An 18355-nucleotide genomic window follows, 5' to 3' on the forward strand; every position below is an offset into this window, starting at 1 on the left:
GGCGCGATGCCGGGGAAGAAGGCGCTGAACTTCGGGCCGTCGCTGCGGCGGCTGCTGCGCCGGTTGGCGCCGCACCGCATCGCGGTCGGCACGGTCATCGTGCTGGCCACGATCAGCGTCGTGTTCAGCGTGATGGGCCCGAAGATCATGGGCCACGCCACGAACATCATCTTCGACGGCATCGTCGGGCATCAGCTGCCCGCCGGGTTGACGAAGGACCAGGCCGTCGACGCGCTGCGGGCGGACGGGCAGGACACCTTCGCCGACATGGTGTCCTCGATGAACGTCACCCCCGGTGTCGGCATCGACTGGACCGCACTCGGGCAGGTGCTGGCGCTGGTGCTCGGCCTGTACCTGCTCGCCTCGCTGTTCGCGTGGCTGCAGGCGTACCTGCTGAACAACATCGTCCAGGGCACCGTCCGGCAGCTGCGCGCCGACGTCGAGGCGAAGATTCACCGGCTGCCGTTGAGCTACTTCGACACCACCCAGCGCGGTGACCTGCTCTCCCGCGTCACCAACGACATCGACAACGTCGCGCAGACGGTCAACCAGACCATCAACCAGATGCTGACGGCGCTGCTCACGGTCGTCGGCATCCTGGGGATGATGCTGTGGATCTCGCCGCTGCTCACCCTGATCGCGATCCTCACCGTTCCCGCGTCGATCGCGGTCACCGCGGTCATCGCGAAGCGGTCGCAGAAGCACTTCGTCGCGCAGTGGCACACCACCGGCGCGTTGAACGCCCAGATCGAGGAGACGTACACCGGGCACGACCTGGTGAAAGTGTTCGGCAGGCAGCGGGAGGTCCGGGCCGCGTTCGACGAGAAGAACGACAAGCTCTACCAGTCGGCGTTCAAGGCACAGTTCATCTCCGGGCTCGTGCAGCCCGCCGTGATGTTCCTCGGGAACCTGAACTATGTCGCGATCGCGGTGATCGGCGGCATGCGGGTCGCGTCGGGCACCATGAGCCTCGGCGACGTGCAGGCGTTCATCCAGTACTCCCGCCAGTTCACCCAGCCGATCACGCAGATCAGCTCGATGATGAACCTGATGCAGTCCGGAGTCGCGTCCGCGGAGCGGGTGTTCGAACTGCTCGACGAGGAGGAGCAGTCGGCCGATCCGGAGGAGGCCGCCACCCCCCGGACCAAACGGGGACTCGTCGAGTTCCAGGACGTGTCGTTCCGCTACAAGGACGAGCAGCCGCTGATCGAGGACCTCAACCTGATCGCCCGTCCCGGGCAGATGGTCGCGATCGTCGGGCCGACCGGTGCGGGCAAGACGACACTGGTCAACCTGGTGATGAGGTTCTACGAGGTGAACTCGGGCCGGATCCTGCTCGACGGCGTCGACATCGCGACGATGACCCGCGACGACCTGCGCTCCCGGATCGGGATGGTGCTGCAGGACACCTGGCTGTTCGGCGGGACCATCCGCGACAACATCGCCTACGGCCTGCCCGGCGCGACCGAGGAGCAGATCCTGCAGGCCGCGCGGATGAGCCACGTCGACCGCTTCGTGCGGACCCTGCCGAACGGCTACGACACCGTCATCGACGAGGAGGGCAACAACGTCAGCGCGGGCGAGAAGCAGCTGATCACCATCGCCCGCGCGTTCCTCGCCGAGCCGTCCATCCTGATCCTGGACGAGGCGACCAGCTCGGTCGACACCCGCACCGAGCTGCTCGTGCAGCACGCGACCGCGGCGCTGCGCAGCGACCGCACCAGCTTCGTGATCGCGCACCGGTTGTCCACCATCCGCGACGCGGACCTGATCATCGTGATGCAGGACGGGCAGATCGTCGAACAGGGCACACACACGCAGCTGCTGCTCGACCCCGACGGCGCCTACTCGGAGCTCTACAACAGCCAGTTCGCCGGCCCGGCCCAGGTGCAGGCGTGATCGAAGAGACGGACCACGTGACAGACGACAACACTCCGGTGCCCACCCCGAACGACCCGTTCTTCACGGTGCGGACCCGGATCCCCGGGCAGCTCGGGCGGACGGGCACGATCCACACCCCGCACGGGGACATCGCCACCCCGGCGTTCATCGCGGTCGGCACCAACGCGACCGTGAAGGCCGTGCTGCCGGAGACCATCCGGGAGGCGGGGGCGCAGGCCGTCCTCGCCAACGCCTACCACCTGTACCTGCAGCCGGGCCCGGACATCGTCGACGAGGCGGGGGGCCTCGGCCGGTTCATGAACTGGCCCGGGCCGACGTTCACCGACAGCGGCGGCTTCCAGGTGATGTCCCTCGGTGTCGGCTTCAAGAAGGTCCTCGCGATGGACGCCGTCGGGGTGCAATCCGACGACGTGATCGCGCAGGGCAAGGAGCGGCTCGCGCACGTCGACGACGACGGCGTGACGTTCAAGTCGCACCGGGACGGGTCCCGGCACCGGTTCACCCCCGAGGTGTCGATGGGCATTCAGCATCAGCTCGGTGCGGACATCATCTTCGCGTTCGACGAACTGACGACGCTGTTCAATACCCGCGGTTACCAGGAGCAGTCGGTGCAGCGGACGCAGGCGTGGGCGGTGCGGTGCATCGCCGCACACGAACGGCTCACCGCCGAGCGCAGGCACCGGCCGTATCAGGCGCTGTTCGGTGTCGTGCAGGGCGCCCAGTACGAGGACCTGCGCAGGCAGGCGTGCCGGGGGCTGGAGTCGATCGTCGGCGAGACGGGCCGCGGCTTCGACGGTTACGGCATCGGCGGTGCGCTGGAGAAGCAGAACCTCGGCACGATCGTCCGCTGGTGCAACGAGGAGCTGCCGGAGCACAAGCCGCGGCATCTGCTGGGCATCAGCGAGCCCGACGACCTGTTCACCGCAGTCGAGAACGGCGCCGACACCTTCGACTGCGTGAACCCGTCCCGGGTGGCGCGCAATGCGGCGATGTACACCGAGGGCGGCCGGTTCAACGTCAACACCAGCCGCTTCAGGCGGGACTTCAACCCGATCGACGAGAACTGCGACTGCTACACCTGCCGCAACTACTCGCGGGCCTACCTGCACCACCTGTTCAAGGCGAAGGAGATGCTCGCCTCGACGCTGGCGACGATCCACAACGAGCGGTTCACGATCCGCCTGGTGGACCGGATCCGGGAGAGCATCGACGGCGGCTACTTCGACGACCTGAAAGCGCAGACGCTGAGCAACTTCTACGCAACCGCCCGCGCCTGACCCGCACCCTGGACTCGTCCCGAATGGCCCATTCGGTTACTTCAACTGACCGAATGGGTCATTCGGGGCAGGGACGGGGAATCCGGTGGCGTCAGGACGCGAGGACGTACGTCGGTTCGCGCTTCTTGACGTAGGCGATGACGCGGTACGTGACGGGCATGACCAGCACCTCGACGAGCGTCTTCCAGAGGAACCCGACGAGCAGGTAGTTCAGGAAGTCCTCCCAGGTGGAGATGCCGATCGCGCCCGCGGCGATCGCGCAGAAGATCAGGGTGTCCGCGAACTCGCCGACCACGGTCGAGCCGATCAGCCGTGCCCACAGGTGCCGCTCCTTGGTGCGTTCCTTGATCGCCACCATCACCAGGGAGTTCAACAGCTGCCCGACCAGATAGCCAGACAGGCCAGCCAGCAGCAGCCGCGGGTAGACACCGACGACCGCCTCAAGGGAGGACTGGTTCTCGTAGAAGTCGGCGGACGGCAACTCCAGCAGGATCAGGAAGCACACCGACGCCAGGATCAGGGCGCCGAATCCCAGGTAGATGGCCCGCCGGGTGGCCTTGAACCCGTACACCTCGCTGAGCACGTCACCGACGACGTAGGCGAGGGGGAACAGGAAAAACCCGCCGTCGGTGATGATCGGCAGGACCTGAAGGGGGCCGATCGTCAGGTCGGCGTCGGGGAAGAACGCGACGCCCTTGGTGGCGCAGATGTTGGAGATCAGCAGTACCGCGGTGAACAGCGCGACGAGGGTCGGGTAGTAGCCGCGGGCGACGTACGCGAAGGAAGCCTGCTCTGGCTGCTTGCCTGCCTGGTCTGAAGCTGTCACGTCGGCCATCCAAGCACCGCGACGACGTCGGGCGCGAACCCGGCGAGGGTTCGCGCCCGATGTGCGAGGTTTGCGATCAGGGGCGCCGCTTGAGCTCCTTGACGTCCTCGGAGATCTTGATGACGGCGACGTAGAACTCGAGGCTGATCCGCATCAGGGCCAGCAGGACCAGCCCGAGCAGCGGCGCGCCAATCATGATGAGCAGCCCGAGCGGTTCCCCGTTCGCGATGCCCGCGATGCCCGCGATGATCCCGAACACCGTGTACAACCCGACCATCACGGTGAGCAGGATGTAGAGGATCTTGACGACCTTGGGCGTCACGTAGCTGTTGAAATTGAAGTCGAACAGTGCCCCGAAGAACCCGCCTGCCTGGGCGCCGGCCGTCGGCGGTGCCGGTGGGGCCGGCGGGAAGCCGCCGAACGGGGCGTGCCCACCCGGGTGGCCCGGCTGGCCGTACTGCGGCGGGGGCGGCGGGTAGCCTGCCGCCGCGTAGTCGGGCTGCGCTGGGTACTCGGGCTGCGCCGGGTACTCGGGTTGCGCCGGGTACTCGGGCGGCGGCCCGGCATAGGCGGGTTGCCCGGTGTGGCCGGGCTGCTCGGTCGGGCCGCCCTGTCCGGGCTGGCTGGTGGGTCCGCCGGTGGTCATCTCTCCCCCTGGGGTCGTCGCGGTCGGATGACCGCCGGGGGCAGGATACGGACCTCCTCGGCCGCGTGTCAGCGGCACACGCCGCCGAGCAGCACCGACGTGTCGGAGATCGCACCCCGCCGGGGACGGGCGGCTCAGGCCGCGACGCGGCCGCCGACCACCACCCGGTACGCGTAGGTCGACGCGATGATCGTCAGCGGGACGGTGATCAGCAGGCCCAGCCCGCACAGGATCAACCCGACGATGTTCAGCCCGACCAGCGCCAGTGCCAGCAGCACCAACTGCCCGACATTCGCCGAGATCGCCTCGAAGCTGGACTTGATCGCGGTGATCGGGTCCTGGTCCTTGTCGATGACGAACTGCAGTGTCCAGTAGGTGAGGAAGGCGATGATGATGCCGGGAATGATGAACAGCAGGAACCCGATGCCGGTGATCAGCCCGACCAGGAAGCTGGCGATGATGATCGCGCCGACGTTGCTGAACTGGAAGAACGCCCCGAAGCTCGGCTTGGTTCCGTTCAGTTCGCCCAGCGCCCCCCGGACCAACGCGGCGCTGATCAGGTAGCCGACGACGGTGGTGACGATGCGGCCGATGATCCCCCAGAGGCTGAAGTCCCAGAATCCCGCGTAGTCCGCGAAGTCCATGTCCGCGTCGGCGTCGGTCACCCTGGACCAGTCGGTGAAGATCGCGGCGACCGCGCCGCTGATGATCGCGGCGACGATCAGGATTCCGATCCACACCCCGGCGTTGGCCTTGAACTTGCTCCACGCGTAGCCGAGGGCGTCACCGACCGTCAGCTGCGGGCTGCCGCCGGGGCCGCCGAACCCCGGGGCCGGCTGCAGCGGTGCCCCGTATCCACCGGTCGGGGGTGGCGGCGGGTAGCCGCCGGGCTGCGGCGCCCCGTATCCCGGTGGCGGGGGATAGCCGCCGGGTTGGCCGTACGTCGGCTGGCCCTGGCCCGGCGGGGGATACCCCTGGTTGGGCGGCGGGGGATACCCCTGGTTGGGCGGCGGCGGAGGAGTGCCGGATCCGGGCTGTTGCGGTGTGTTCGGGTCCGGAACTCCGGGCGGGTTGTCGCTCACGGGCATCCCCTCGTCGTGCAGAGTCGGTGGTGCAGTGCGGTCGTACCGTGTGCCGTGCTGGCATGACAGTACGACGCCCGTCGGACACTCGCACGGCGACAAGCAGGTGTTTCGTACCGATTCGGCTACGGCGGGGCGTCCGGGACGAACACCCACGGGTCGCGGGGGAGCACGTCGGGATCGAACCGGTCGAGCAGGTCAGGCATCGACGGACGCTCGCCCGGTTCTGCCAGCCCGAGGGTGCGGGCGAGCAGGCCCCGCACCGCGTGCGGGTCGCGTCCGGCGGCCCGCTGGTCCGCGAGGGTGACGGCGCCGTCTCGTTTCGCGAGCCGTTGGCCGTCCGCATTCAATGCAAGGGGGACGTGCGCGTACACCGGCACCGGCAACCCGAGGAGGGACGCCAGATAGGCCTGACGTGGTGCCGAGCCGAGCAGGTCGTCGCCACGGACCACCTGGTCGATGCCCTGCGCGGCATCGTCGACGACGACGGCCAGGTTGTATGCGGGGACTCCGTCGCCGCGGCGGAGCACCACGTCGTCGACGAGTCCGGTGTGCGGGCCCCGCAACAGGTCGTGCACCGTGAACGCGGCGAGGTCGGCGCGCAACCGGAGCGCCGGCGGGCGTCCGCTGTCCCGCTTCTCCTGCCGCTGCGCCGCCGTCAGGTCGCGGCAGGTGCCCGGGTAGTGCCCGTCCGGTCCGTGCGGCGCGGTGACGGCCTGCTGGATTTCGCGTCGGGTGCAGAAGCATTCGTAGGTCAGGCCGGCAGCGTCGAGCGTGTCGACGGCATCGGCGTACCGGCCGGTTCGCCGTGACTGGTGGACGAGGTCGCCGTCCCAGTCGATGCCGATCGCGGTGAGGTCGGCGAGTTGGCGCTGCTCGGCGCCGGGCCGGACCCGGTCCAGGTCCTCGATCCGCATCAGGAAGGCGCGGCCGGTGCTGCGGGCGAAGAGCCATGCGAGGAGTGCGGTCCGCAGATTGCCGAGGTGCAGGTCACCGGACGGACTTGGCGCGAACCGACCCGCTCCCGGGACCTGCGAACTCATGCCGCCAGCCTAGGGTGCCCGGCGGCCCGGCCACGACAGCGGAGGCGAACTCCGGGAGCGGTGTCCGGGCCTTCCCGCGGTCAGGGTCTGCGCCCGAGGATCCCCAGCACTCGGGACTGCTCGTCGGCACCGGCGGGCACCTCGACGGCCGGTCCGCAGACACCCGGGCTGCGGATCGCGTCGCCCATCCGCTCCGCGAGACCCGAGGCGATGGCGAGGTCCTCCGCGGGAATGGTCTCGTCGAGCCCGGTGGCGCGGGCGAGGTCCCAGCGGTGAATCACCAGGTCGAAGGCCATGAACGCGCCGAAGGTCGCGGCCACGGTGGTCCGGCCCAGCCTGCTGTCGTACTCGCGGCCGGCCCGCTCGGGGTCCTCGAGGATCTCCAACACCGCGTCGCGGGCCGTCGCCCACGCCGCGACCGGATCCGCCGCGACGTCCGGGCCGGACGGCAGGCTCAGGCCTGCCGGGGTGAGCGGAAACGACTGCGTCTCGATGACGTGCCCGACCACATCGCGTGCGGTCCAGCCCTCACAGGGGGAGGGGGAGTCCCAGCGGTCCGCGGGGATTCGGGTGACGGTGTCGGTGAACCTGTCCGCGAGGCGGCGGTACGTCTCGGCTGTGTCTGTGATGTCCATCGCATCATTGTGCTCCGGGGCACCGACACGATCCCGAGACGCGGCGCGGGCACCGCAACGGTTGCCAGGAAACGACCGTGGCCCCCGATCCGAAGATCGGGGGCCACGGTGTGGCGGAGGATAGGGGATTTGAACCCCTGAGGGCGTTAACCCAACCCGCGTTCCAGGCGAGCGCCATAGGCCACTAGGCGAATCCTCCGTGGGCGAGCATACCGGTACACCCCCCAGGAACGAAAAACGGGCCGTGTGAGGTGCCCGACCCCGGCCGGTTACCCGTCCCGCCGCGCCGATCGCTACACTCGTCCATGGATCCCGCGCGGCGCGCATCCTGTGAACTCCCCCAGGGCCGGAAGGCAGCAAGGGTCAATGGGCTCTGCCGGGTGCGCGGGGTCCCCTTTATTTTGAGCTCCGCTCCCGTCACCCCGGTGTGAAAGGTCTTTCCCGGATGCCTACCCAAACCCAAATTGGGTTGATGAGCCACGAGGAACTCCGTTCCGAGCACGAGCGGCAGTCCGAGAAGTATCAGCAGCTCAAGGCGGAGAAGCTGGTCCTCGACCTCACCCGTGGCAAGCCGGCACCCGAGCAGCTCGACCTGTCCGAGGCGCTGCTGGCGCTGCCCGGTGAGGGCGACCACCGTGACGGCAGCGGCACCGACGTCCGCAACTACGGCGGACTCGCCGGTCTGCCGGAACTGCGCGCGATCTTCGCTGAGCTGCTGAACATTCCGGCTTCGAACCTGCTCGCCGGAAACAACGCCAGCCTCGAGGTCATGCACGACCTGATCGTGTTCTCCCTGCTGCACGGCAATGCGGATTCGCCGCGGCCGTGGACGCGGGAACCGGCGATCAAGTTCCTGTGCCCGGCACCCGGCTACGACCGGCATTTCGCGATCACCGAGTCGTTTGGCATCGAGATGATCCCGGTTCCGATCCGGCCCGACGGACCCGATGTCGCCGCGATCGCGCACCTGGTTGCCGACGACCCGCAGATCAAGGGCATGTGGATCGTGCCGACGTACTCGAACCCGACCGGTGCGGTGTACTCCGAGGAGGTCGTGCGGGCGCTGACGTCGATGCCCGCCGCCGCCCCCGACTTCCGGTTGTTCTGGGACAACGCCTACGCCGTGCACCCGCTGACCGAGGAGTTCGCTCCCGCTCACGACGTGCTTGGACTGGCCGCCGAGGCGGGCAACCCGAACCGGCCCTACGTGTTCGCCTCGACCTCGAAGATCACCTTCGCGGGCGCGGGCGTCAGCTTCTTCGGCAGCTCCGATGCGAACCTCGCCTGGTATCAGAAGCATGTTGGCAAGAAGAGCATCGGCCCGGACAAGGTCAACCAGCTCCGCCACCTGCGGTTCTTCGGTGACGCCGACGGCGTGCGGGCGCACATGGCCAAGCACCGCGAGATCCTCGCACCGAAGTTCGCGGCCGTCCTGAGGATCCTCGAGGATCGGCTCGGACCGACGAAGATCGCGTCCTGGACCGAACCGCGGGGCGGCTACTTCATCAGCCTGGACGTGGTCCCTGGCACCGCGAAGCGGGTCATCGCGTTGGCGAAGGACGCAGGCATCGCGCTGACCGCCGCCGGGTCGGCGTTCCCGTACGCCACCGATCCCGACGACACGAACATCCGTCTTGCCCCGAGCTTCCCGTCGATGACGGATCTCGAGACCGCGATGGACGGCGTCGCGACCTGTGTCCTGCTTGCCGCAACCGAGAAGGCCATCGCCGACGCCTGACGCGTCGGCTGGCCGAACGCCCGGCTGGGTGGCGGAAGCGTCCCGTGCCCGGGGACGGCATTGGTGTCAGAATCGAGCAATGGCTCTCACCCTGCACCTGGCCGGAGACCCCGCCGCCGACGCACTGCTCGCTGCCGACCCGCTCGCGCTGCTGATCGGCATGTTGCTCGATCAGCAGATCCCGATGGAGGTCGCGTTCACCGGCCCCCACAAGCTCGACGAACGCCTCGGCGGGCTGGACGTGCACACGATCGCGGAGATGGACGAGGAGGCCTTCCTCGCGATCTGCGCGACTCCGCCTGCGGTGCACCGCTTCCCGGGTTCGATGGGCAAGCGGATCCAGGACCTGTGCCGGTACCTCGTCGAGCACTGGGACGGGGACGCGACGGCGATCTGGTCCGAGGGCGACCCCGACGGCAGGGAGATCCTCAAGCGCCTCAAGGCTCTCCCCGGCTACGGTGACCAGAAGGCCCGAATCTTCCTCGCCCTGCTCGGCAAGCAGATCGGTCTTCAGGCCACCGGCTGGCGGTCGGCCGCGGGTGCGTACGGCGAGGAGGGGTCGCGCCGGTCGATCGCGGATGTCGTCGACGACACCACCCTCGCCGAGGTGCGCGAGTTTAAGAAGGCGGCGAAAGCCGCAGCCAAATCAGCGAAGGCGTGACCGTTCCCGCGCGTGCCGTCGAGGACGTCGCAGGCGGCGCGCGCGGGAGTCGGCTTACTCGAAGTGCGACTTGGCGATCTGGCCGTGTACGCCGACGGTGCGGTCGACGACCTGGGAGACGGTGAAGTCCGCCGCCGCCGACAGGTACGCGTAGGCGGTGGCGCGGTCCATGCCCTTGTCGTGTTCGAGGAAGTCGAGGGCGTTGACCACCGCACGCCGCATGGCCGCGTCCAGGTCGCTGTTCTGCCCGCCGACGGACCCGTCGGGGTCAGATAGCCCGATCGGAATCCAGGACTCGTCGGTTTCGCCGAACGGGTGCGAGTAGGCAACCGACGGCGCGTCACCGGATCCCTTCTTGCACACGGTGAGCCGGAAGGTGCCGCGCAGCGACCCTTCCATCGCGGTCAGTGCGGCCTCGCCGTCGCCCATGCTCATGTGCGGGTCGCCGACATAGAACAGGGCGCCCTCGGCGAACACCGGCAGGTACAGCGTTGAGCCCTGCCCGAGCAGTCGGATATCGATGTTGCCGCCGCCAAGCGTGGGTGGGATCGAATTTGCGCTCGCTGCCGTCGGATCGGCGTCGGTGGAGAAGGCGACACCCATCATTCCCATGAAGGGGCGCAACGGGAATCGGACCTTCCCTGCGCCGAACGGCATGACGCCCTTACCGTCTTCGATCGCGGTGAAGGTGGAGACGGTGCCGTACCGCATCGGGTCCCTGGTTGATCGTCCGTCGGTGGCGATCGGCGGCATCACCTCGTCGAGACCGATGCCCGCAGGGGCGGAACCGTCGGCGGTGATGGCGAGCGATCCCTTGCCGTGTCGACTCGACACCACGCCGTAGGGCACCCGGGGAACCGCCTCGAGGGTCTCGATCTTGAGTACGTCGCCCGGTTGGGCGCCCTCGACGAAGACCGGTCCGGTCACGACGTGCGGGCCGTCCTTGTCGAAATTGCGCGTGGTGCGGTTGTATTCGGACGCGATGGCGACGGCGTCGTCGAGGATGTCGGACCGGTCGACGCCCCTGCTTCCGAAGTACTCGACCGGATCCCGGCCCTGGTCCTCGAGGATCCCCTCATGGGAGACCGCGTCGATCGTGACGGTACGACCGGACGCCATGCGCAGTGCTGGCGTGCTGTGCACGGTGGGCACGTACCCCCACAGCACCTGATCGGGGACCGAGCCGAGGTAGTGATCGCCGGAAACGGTTCCGGTCCCGGGCTGCAGAATCTCAAGGGCGCCCGCAGGGAGGCTGGAGGATGATCCCTGCGCGGTGGCGTGGGAGCAGCCGGTCACCCCTGCGACGCCGATCCCGGCACGAGGCTTCCGTACCTGCCGTGTGCACAGACCTTTTCGTGCGTGTACAGAGGAATTGTGCGTCGAAAGGGTCTGTGCACACTCGAAAATCTATGTGCGTGACATGAATTGGTCCGCCACTGGAAGACCGCCCGTTCGATCAGCCGCGGGTGGGGCCGACGTCGTCCAGGTCCGGGTCCTCACGATCGGGGCGGTCGTCCCGTCCGGCGACCATGCCCGGATGGCTACCGAAGATCCCGGACCCCAGTCCTCCCGGGCCGCCGTGCGCGAGGACCGCGTGCTCGTACGCGGATTCGGCATGCAACGCCAGGTCGATGCCGCTGGTCTCCTGCTCGGCGGTGACGCGGAAGCCGACGACCCGGTCGATCACCTTCCCGATCGCGTAGGTGACACCGAACGCGTACAGCCCGACCACCGCGACCGCGAGCGCCTGCTTGCCGAGCTGCCCGAGGCCACCGCCGTAGAGGAGTCCCTCCGGGCCGTGCGTCATCACCTGCGCGGCCAGGAGGCCGATTGCCAGGGTGCCGACGATGCCGCCGACCAGGTGCACTCCGACCACGTCGAGCGAGTCGTCGTAGCCGAACCGGAACTTCCAGCCGACCGCGAACGAGCAGACGACGCCGGCGAGGGTGCCGACCACCGCGGCGCCAAGGATGGTCACCCACCCGCAGGACGGGGTGATCGCGACGAGGCCGGCGACGACGCCGGACGCCGCGCCGAACGTGGTCGGGTGGCCGTCCCGCCGCTGCTCGACGATCATCCAGCCGAGCATGCCGGTGCAGCCCGCAACCAGGGTGTTGACGAAGACGGCGGCGGCGGTGCCGTTCGCGCCGAGCGCGGACCCGGCGTTGAACCCGAACCAGCCGAACCACAGCAGGCCGACACCGAGCAGCACGAGGGGGAGGTTGTGGGGGCGCATCGGTTCGCTCCGGAACCCGATCCGTTGCCCGAGCACCAGCGCCAGCGCGAGTCCCGACGCACCGGAAACGATCTCGACGACCAGTCCGCCCGCGTAGTCGAGCGCCCCGAGTGCCGCGATCCAGCCGTCCGGTCCCCACACCCAGTGCGCGACGGGCACGTAGACGAGCAGCGCCCACACCGGCACAAACAGCATCCACGACGAGAACTTCGCGCGGTCCGCGATCGCACCGCTGATCAGGGCGGCGGTGAGGATCGCGAACGTCAGCTGAAAGGTCGCGAACAGCAGTTCGGGAACGGTGCCGTGCAGGGTGTCGGGTGAGATCCCGGCCATCCCGATGTGTTCGAGCCCGCCGAGCAGTCCGCCGCCGATGTCGTCGCCGAAGACCAGGCTGTATCCGACCACCAGCCACACGACCGTGACCAGTGCGATCGCGACGAAACTCATCATGATCATGTTGAGCACGCCCTTGGACCGCACCATGCCGCCGTAGAAGAGGGCGAGACCCGGGGTCATCAGCAGCACCAGCGCGGTGCTCACCAGCAGCCAGGCGGTATCGCCAGCGTCGATCGTCTGCACGTCAGCCTCCTCTGCGTGCGGTCGGCTCGCACGCCGCAGCCGACAATCCGCTGCCGGGGTTTCGCATGCACTGCCGCGGCGTTGCGAGTGTGTTTCGCCTTCCTCACACCCCCGCTGCCGTGGTGAGTCGATCCCGCGCGGCCGACGACCCGCGGCGCGGGCGCCAATGGGCCGGATGTCGGACCCCGCCGGTACCCTCACGGCGTGGCCCTCTACCGGAAATATCGACCGGCGACCTTCGCGGAGGTGGTCGGGCAGGAGCATGTCACCGAGCCGCTGAGCACTGCCCTTGACGCGGGACGCATCAACCACGCGTACCTGTTCTCCGGACCGCGCGGCTGCGGCAAGACCTCCTCCGCCCGCATCCTCGCCCGGTCGCTCAACTGCGTGCAGGGGCCGACGTCGACGCCGTGCGGGACGTGCCATTCGTGTGTCGCGCTCGGCCCCGGCGGCGCAGGCAACCTCGACGTCATCGAACTGGACGCAGCGAGTCACGGCGGCGTCGACGACACCCGCGAACTTCGGGACCGCGCCTTCTATGCGCCTGCCGAGTCGCGGTACCGCATCTTCATCGTCGACGAGGCGCACATGGTCACGACGCAGGGCTTCAACGCCCTGCTCAAGATCGTCGAGGAGCCGCCGGAGCACCTGATCTTCGTGTTCGCAACCACCGAACCGGAGAAGGTGCTGGCGACAATCCGGTCGCGCACCCACCACTATCCGTTCCGGCTGCTTGCCCCGAACGCCATGCGCGGGCTGCTGGAGAAGATCTGTGAGCAGGAGCAGGTTGCGGTGGCGGACGCCGTGTATCCGCTGGTGATCCGCGCCGGGGGCGGTTCGCCTCGGGACTCGCTCAGCGTGCTCGATCAGCTGCTGGCCGGCGCAGGAGATGAGGGCGTCACCTATGCCCGGGCGTTGGCGCTGCTGGGGGTCACCGACGTCGCCCTGATCGATGAGGCGGTCGACGCGCTCGCGGCCGGGGATGGGGCAGCGCTGTTCGGCACCGTCGACAAGGTGATGGACGCCGGGCACGATCCACGGCGGTTCGCGGTCGACCTGCTCGAGCGGATCCGCGACCTGATCCTGATGCGTGCGGTGCCCGCCGCGGGTGAGCGTGGACTGGTCGACGCTCCAGGGGACGTGCTCGACCGGATGCGGGAGGAGTCGGAGCGACTCGGCCCCGCGACGTTGGCGAGGTACGCGGATCTGCTGCACGCCGGTCTCGGGGAGATGCGGGGGGCGACGGCGCCGCGACTGCTGCTCGAGGTGATCTGCGCCCGGATGCTGCTGCCGTCCGCGTCCGACGCGGAGTCGGCGGTCCTGCAGCGGCTCGAACGACTGGAAGCGGGTGGGGGCGCGGTGCAGGCGTCGGCTCCGGCGCAGACCCGGCAGGCGGACGAGGCGGCGCCGCGGTTCCAGCGGCCGTCCCAGCGTCGGCAGGCGGAGCCGGATCCCGCACCGACGGCCCCCCCGGCCCGCGAGACCGCCAGCGACGAGGCCGCGGAACGCGTTGCGGCGGCCGCCGCCCGTGCGCAGGCCGAGGCTCGGGCCCAGGTGGCGGCTGCGGAACTGGAGGCAGCGGCCCTGGCGAAGGCCGCGACCGAGGTCGCGGCCGCAGCGACGGCCGCGGCCGACCGCGCCCGGGCCGCCGCCGCGGCACTGTCCTCGTCGGGCCCGGCCCCCTCCGCCGTGGGATCGGCGCAGCCCCGGTCCACCGGCCCGACGCCGCCGGCGGTACGCCCCGGGTCCGAGGAAACCGGCACGGTGCCCACGGTTCCGGTCGCCGCGGAGTCCGTGCCGACGAATGCCATGCCGACGAATGCCATGCCGACGGACGCCGTGCCGACGGACGCCGTGCCGTCGGACACCACGACCTCGGGACATGCTCCCGCGGAGCCCCCGCCGCCGCTTCCCGTGCAGCCGGAGCTCGTGCCGTCCGAAACCCCGTCGTCCGAAACCCCGCCGCCCGAATCCTTGCTGCCGGAGCCCGCGTCGGCCCCCGAGCCGGAACCGGCACCGGCGGTCGCCACTGCGGCGCCGGACGCCGACGACATCGCCCAGCCGGTGGTGCATTCCGGGGACACCCACGCCACCGCCGACCTGGCCGATCCGGAAGCGGCAGCCCTGCAGACGCCGCCTGCCGAATCGGAGCCGGAGAGGGCCGAGTCGGCGTCGACCGGGGGAACCGCGGACCTAGCCACCGTCGCCGCACGGTGGTCGGAGGTGCGCAGCAAGGTGCGCGATCAGAGCAGGCCCGTCGAGGCGATGCTGTCCGGCGCCACCGTTCAGGCCGTCGAGAACGGCACTGTGGTGCTTGCCCACGCCTACGCACCGGTCGCCAAGCGTCTGATCGAATCGCGCAACGCCGACATCATCCGACAGGCGATGCGCGAGGTGTTCGGTGGGGATTGGGCCGTCGACCTTCACGTCGGTGCACCCGATCACGACGCCCCGAGCAGGCCCGCGGCGCCGCGGGCCCAGCCGAAGGCGGAGGGCACCCCGCGGTTCTCGCGGCCGAGCCAGTCCGGGTCCGCGCCGCAGGAGGCACGCCCCCGGCTCGAACCGGCGGCACAGTCCCCGGTCGACGACATCCCGCCGCCCGAGGAACCCGACTACCCGGACGATCCGGGGCCGCCGCCGGACGTCGACCCCCCGTCCCCGCAGTCGGTGACGGCGGAGGACGAGGAAGAGATGATGGCGGAGGCCGCGGAACCGGCCGATCCGTCGGTACGCCGTGATCCGCAGGAGGTGGCGATCGAGCTGCTGTCGGACATGCTCGGCGCGAAGCCGCTCGACGGGTAGGCCCTGCCCGCGACGATCCCGGCGCCCCGCCTCGATGTCGAGACGAGACGGGTCAGGCCGATGCCCTCCGCTGCGACGCGAGGTTGGCGCGGGCGAAATCGACGCTGAGCGCGACGAGGTCGCGGCTCTCCCGCAGGATCGTGCCCAGCACCGGGAAGGCGTGGATCTGCCCGCTCCACAGGTGCGTTTCGACCGGGCGCCCGGCCTGTTCGAGCCGGGTGGTCAGCAGTTCGACGTCGGGGCGCATCAGTTCGTACTCCGCGCAGGAGAGGAACACCGGCGGCAGCAGCGCCGGGTCGGCGTCGACGGGGGAATCCACACCGACGATGGCGTCGGGCCCGCCGAGCCAGCGGTCCTTGAGCTTCGCCACCTGGCTCATCGGCAGATACGCGTCCTTGCGCATGAACCGGGGGTCGTGCCGCTCAAGGTGCACACTCAGCAGCGGGGAGTAGCCGATCACCGCCGCCGGACGCGGCAACCCCTGCAGCGCGGCGAGCTCGGCGACCTTCATCGCGAGGTAGCCGCCCGCGGAGTCGCCTGCGACGATCACCCTCGTCGGGTCCGGGCAGGACTCCAGCACCGCCCGGTACGCGGCCATCGCGTCGGAGATGGAGGTGCCGACCCCGCCGCCCGGCAACTGCCGGTACTCCACCGAGATCACCGGCACCCCGGCGCGGGCGGACAGCAGCGCGCACAGACTGCGATGGGTGCCGCGGCCGCAGAACACGAACCCGCCGCCATGCAGGTACATGATCGTGCCGTCGGTGAGCGCATCGGTCGCCGCGGCACCGTGCACGACCCGTTCGCAGGGCACGCCGCCGAGGGTCACGTCGGTCACCTCGGTGTGCGGCGGCGCGGGCAGGCCGTCCACGAAGGTCTCCAGCCGCGCCAGCATCCGGATGCCCGCGTCGGTCGTGGGCCACGCCGTGAACAGCGGCTTCATGACGACCTTCGCGAATCCCGAGATCAGTCGCGCGCGGGCGCTGACGTCCCAATGCCAGACGGTGTTCTCGCCGGTACGCATGGGCGACCCCCTACCTGTATGTGACCGTGTGTCACGCACACGATAGGGCGCCCGGGCCGGGTCCGTCGGGTAACCGCCGGAGTCAGCCCCGCAGCACCTGGGACGGCGAGGTGCCGTACCTGCCGCGGTAGGCCGCCGCGAACCGTCCGGGGTGGGTGAACCCCCACTGCCGCGCGATGTCGGTGACCGTGCGGCTCGGTTCGGCGGCCACGAGCTCCTCGTGCGCCCGTTCCAGGCGGATGTCGAGCAGGCACTCGGAGGGGCTGCGGCCGACGTGGCGGCGGAACCCTGCTTGCAGTCGACGGACCCCGACCCCCGCGCATTCGGCCATGTCGCCCGCCGTCCACGCCCGCCCCGGGTCGGCCTGCAGGGCGTCGAGCACCCGTTTGACGATGCGGGGCCGTGGGGCCGGGGCAGGCGCCGCCGGTGTCGCGGCGAGGATCAGCGCCGACGTCACGGCGCCTGCGAGATGCTCGGCGACCAGCGGATTGCTCAGCACCCCCGGATCGTCCGACAGCTGCCGCGCGAGCGAGGTGACCAGGCGCAGCCAGCTCGCGCCCTCCGGCGTTGTGAGGTCGATCTGCAGAGGCAGCCGCCGTTCCGTCTCGAGTACCCGCAGCATTTCGCGGTCGAGATGGGCGCGGTCGATGCCGACACCCAGAATCCGGCAGGCCCGGTTCCATCCCGTGATGTGGGTGTCGGTGTCGGGTGGGCAGACGGTCGCCCACCCGACCGGGGAGGTCACCTCCACGCCCGCGGTGACCGACGTCAGGTGACCCGAGATCGGGATGTTGACGGCGTAGCCGCCGGGATGGGCGGACTCGACCGTGACGTCGGCGCCCCAGCCGATACCGGCCAGTCGGATCGGACCCAGCTCCGCGGTGTGGACCACTGCCCCCGCGGTGCTGTCGCGGGACAACCGGGTCAGCGTGTGCGGGAAGTACGCGTCCGCGACGAGCCGCGATGCCGCGCCCCAGTCCGTGGGGACGACGCGGGGTGTGACCACCGGTGACCTCCCGTCCGATGGCCATCCCGGCGGGGAGCGGCCGTCATTCCGTTGACCGACAGTCTCCTTCGGGGGGACCGCCGTCGTTCCATTCCACCACCGACCCGCGGCACGCACCCGCGAACCGGACGAACCCGACCGCCCGAATCGGCTGCGCAATGTGTCCAGCGGCCGCGCGCGGCGGATCGCGGCCGCGGTCGTCATGCCGTAACGTCGGGGAACACTCGGCCCGGGTTCGATGGGCGATGCCACGACGAGGGAGGGCGTGACATGCCGTTGCACCGACTCGAGTCCTCGGGCCCGAATGGCGACGAGTCACCGAGTCGGGCGAGGCTGACGCTGGTCCCCGCGCCGGAGCCGCCCGCCCGGCGGGTGGGCACGCTGCGCATGCTCGGCGTGGTCCGAGGCCATGCCGGTGAGCCGATCCACGGTGCGCGGCTGGAGTGGTGGCATCCCGCCGACGACGCCCAGCTCGACACCGGTCGGACGGGCCAACCGAACGGCTCCGCTGCCACCTGTGAGCGTGGCGGCTTCGACCTGGTCGCCGGTGACGCGGACGAGCACCTGCGGGTGGTCGTGCGGGCCGAGGGCTACGCACCCCTCGATGTCCGCCTCGTCCCGCTGCCCGGGCTGCCGCCGATCTCGCCGCCCATCTCGCGGTCCGGGCGGGCTCCGCTGGCCGTGCGGCCGGGCGCTGCCGGGCGGGTCGAGTGCTGGTGCGAGTTCACCCTCACCTCCCAGGGGCTGCGCTCGATCTGACGGTCGCGGCGATCGCAATGGTCATGGACCTCGCTCGCTTCGGTCCTGGACCTCTTTTTGGAACACGTTCTACTATGGCGAGCATCGGGGTGTCTGCCTCGGGCCGGGGCACACGGCGCCCGGCACCCGTTGGACCTGC

The 18355-nt window shown here is 69.8% G+C and carries 15 protein-coding genes, 1 tRNA gene and 1 other RNA gene; 7 read left to right on the top strand and 10 right to left on the bottom strand.

The features are described 5' to 3' along the window. Window positions 1-6 precede the first annotated feature (6 nt). Together ACFWPA_RS06130 and tgt are read left to right on the top strand one after the other, a co-directional pair. A complete protein-coding gene (locus ACFWPA_RS06130; RefSeq protein WP_378507746.1) occupies window positions 7-1899 on the top strand; it encodes an ABC transporter ATP-binding protein in 1893 nt (630 codons plus the stop codon). Beyond that, the gene (gene tgt, locus ACFWPA_RS06135; RefSeq protein WP_378569872.1) at window positions 1899-3179 is read left to right on the top strand and encodes a tRNA guanosine(34) transglycosylase Tgt; all 1281 of its coding nucleotides are present in this window, start codon (window positions 1899-1901) and stop codon (window positions 3177-3179) included. Before ACFWPA_RS06130 ends, tgt begins: the two co-directional genes overlap by 1 nt. A 91-nt stretch (window positions 3180-3270) precedes the next feature. On the opposite strand, the gene ACFWPA_RS06140 is transcribed toward tgt, so the two are convergent. From ACFWPA_RS06140 to ACFWPA_RS06165, 6 genes are all read right to left on the bottom strand, one after another. Then, the gene (locus ACFWPA_RS06140; RefSeq protein WP_378507660.1) at window positions 3271-4005 is read right to left on the bottom strand and encodes a queuosine precursor transporter; all 735 of its coding nucleotides are present in this window, start codon (window positions 4003-4005) and stop codon (window positions 3271-3273) included. Between the two features lie 76 nt (window positions 4006-4081). Further along, the gene (locus tag ACFWPA_RS06145; RefSeq protein ID WP_378507661.1) at window positions 4082-4651 is read right to left on the bottom strand and encodes a DUF4282 domain-containing protein; all 570 of its coding nucleotides are present in this window, start codon (window positions 4649-4651) and stop codon (window positions 4082-4084) included. 134 nt (window positions 4652-4785) lie between these two features. Next, window positions 4786-5739: a hypothetical protein gene (locus ACFWPA_RS06150; RefSeq protein WP_378507662.1), complete on the bottom strand. Its 954-nt coding sequence runs from the start codon at window positions 5737-5739 to the stop codon at window positions 4786-4788. Window positions 5740-5858: 119 nt separating this feature from the next. Then, complete coding sequence (gene gluQRS / locus ACFWPA_RS06155) at window positions 5859-6776, bottom strand: tRNA glutamyl-Q(34) synthetase GluQRS (protein WP_378569836.1); 918 nt, start codon at window positions 6774-6776, stop codon at window positions 5859-5861. An 80-nt stretch (window positions 6777-6856) separates the two neighbouring features. Beyond that, window positions 6857-7405 carry a TIGR03086 family metal-binding protein gene (locus tag ACFWPA_RS06160; protein ID WP_378507748.1) on the bottom strand — a complete coding sequence of 183 codons (549 nt, stop codon included), beginning with the start codon at window positions 7403-7405 and terminating at the stop codon, window positions 6857-6859. A gap of 117 nt (window positions 7406-7522) precedes the next feature. After that, window positions 7523-7610: transfer RNA gene (locus tag ACFWPA_RS06165), tRNA-Ser, on the bottom strand. A gap of 105 nt (window positions 7611-7715) precedes the next feature. Between ACFWPA_RS06165 and ffs the strand changes: the two genes are divergently transcribed. From ffs to ACFWPA_RS06180, 3 genes are all read left to right on the top strand, one after another. Next, window positions 7716-7810: signal recognition particle sRNA small type (ffs, locus tag ACFWPA_RS06170), an RNA gene on the top strand. A gap of 46 nt (window positions 7811-7856) precedes the next feature. Beyond that, entirely contained in the window at window positions 7857-9149 is a 1293-nt protein-coding gene (locus ACFWPA_RS06175) for an aminotransferase class I/II-fold pyridoxal phosphate-dependent enzyme (protein WP_378507664.1), read from the top strand. A gap of 79 nt (window positions 9150-9228) precedes the next feature. Beyond that, window positions 9229-9810, top strand: coding sequence for an HhH-GPD-type base excision DNA repair protein (locus ACFWPA_RS06180; RefSeq protein ID WP_378569837.1), 582 nt, complete (start codon window positions 9229-9231; stop codon window positions 9808-9810). 54 nt (window positions 9811-9864) lie between these two features. On the opposite strand, the gene ACFWPA_RS06185 is transcribed toward ACFWPA_RS06180, so the two are convergent. Together ACFWPA_RS06185 and ACFWPA_RS06190 are read right to left on the bottom strand one after the other, a co-directional pair. Next, complete coding sequence (locus tag ACFWPA_RS06185) at window positions 9865-11106, bottom strand: acetamidase/formamidase family protein (protein WP_378507666.1); 1242 nt, start codon at window positions 11104-11106, stop codon at window positions 9865-9867. A 160-nt stretch (window positions 11107-11266) separates the two neighbouring features. After that, entirely contained in the window at window positions 11267-12625 is a 1359-nt protein-coding gene (locus tag ACFWPA_RS06190) for an ammonium transporter (protein WP_378507667.1), read from the bottom strand. Window positions 12626-12829: 204 nt separating this feature from the next. Here ACFWPA_RS06190 and ACFWPA_RS06195 point away from each other — a divergent pair, with 204 nt between their 5' ends. Then, window positions 12830-15427 carry a DNA polymerase III subunit gamma and tau gene (locus ACFWPA_RS06195; protein ID WP_378569838.1) on the top strand — a complete coding sequence of 866 codons (2598 nt, stop codon included), beginning with the start codon at window positions 12830-12832 and terminating at the stop codon, window positions 15425-15427. Between the two features lie 52 nt (window positions 15428-15479). Here ACFWPA_RS06195 and ACFWPA_RS06200 read toward each other — a convergent pair whose 3' ends face one another. Both ACFWPA_RS06200 and ACFWPA_RS06205 read right to left on the bottom strand, forming a co-directional pair. Beyond that, the gene (locus tag ACFWPA_RS06200) at window positions 15480-16451 is read right to left on the bottom strand and encodes an alpha/beta hydrolase (RefSeq protein ID WP_378507669.1); all 972 of its coding nucleotides are present in this window, start codon (window positions 16449-16451) and stop codon (window positions 15480-15482) included. Between the two features lie 82 nt (window positions 16452-16533). Further along, window positions 16534-17457, bottom strand: a complete 924-nt coding sequence (locus ACFWPA_RS06205; protein ID WP_378569839.1) for an AraC family transcriptional regulator — start codon at window positions 17455-17457, stop codon at window positions 16534-16536. A gap of 270 nt (window positions 17458-17727) precedes the next feature. Here ACFWPA_RS06205 and ACFWPA_RS06210 point away from each other — a divergent pair, with 270 nt between their 5' ends. Beyond that, window positions 17728-18216, top strand: coding sequence for a hypothetical protein (locus tag ACFWPA_RS06210; protein ID WP_378569840.1), 489 nt, complete (start codon window positions 17728-17730; stop codon window positions 18214-18216). The last annotated feature ends 139 nt before the right edge of the window (window positions 18217-18355 follow it).

It is taken from the genome of Rhodococcus sp. NPDC058505, assembly GCF_042720095.1.
Classification (GTDB): domain Bacteria; phylum Actinomycetota; class Actinomycetes; order Mycobacteriales; family Mycobacteriaceae; genus Rhodococcus_G.

Bases quoted from the DNA above. Each gene is read 5' to 3' on its own strand.
- ACFWPA_RS06130 (WP_378507746.1), top strand. From the start codon at position 7: ATGCCGGGGAAGAAGGCGCTGAACTTCGGGCCGTCGCTGCGGCGGCTG.
- ACFWPA_RS06145 (WP_378507661.1), bottom strand. From the start codon at position 4,651: ATGACCACCGGCGGACCCACCAGCCAGCCCGGACAGGGCGGCCCGACC.
- ACFWPA_RS06150 (WP_378507662.1), bottom strand. From the start codon at position 5,739: ATGCCCGTGAGCGACAACCCGCCCGGAGTTCCGGACCCGAACACACCG.
- gluQRS (WP_378569836.1), bottom strand. From the start codon at position 6,776: ATGAGTTCGCAGGTCCCGGGAGCGGGTCGGTTCGCGCCAAGTCCGTCC.
- ACFWPA_RS06175 (WP_378507664.1), top strand. From the start codon at position 7,857: ATGCCTACCCAAACCCAAATTGGGTTGATGAGCCACGAGGAACTCCGT.
- ACFWPA_RS06180 (WP_378569837.1), top strand. From the start codon at position 9,229: ATGGCTCTCACCCTGCACCTGGCCGGAGACCCCGCCGCCGACGCACTG.
- ACFWPA_RS06200 (WP_378507669.1), bottom strand. From the start codon at position 16,451: ATGCGTACCGGCGAGAACACCGTCTGGCATTGGGACGTCAGCGCCCGC.
- ACFWPA_RS06210 (WP_378569840.1), top strand. From the start codon at position 17,728: ATGCCGTTGCACCGACTCGAGTCCTCGGGCCCGAATGGCGACGAGTCA.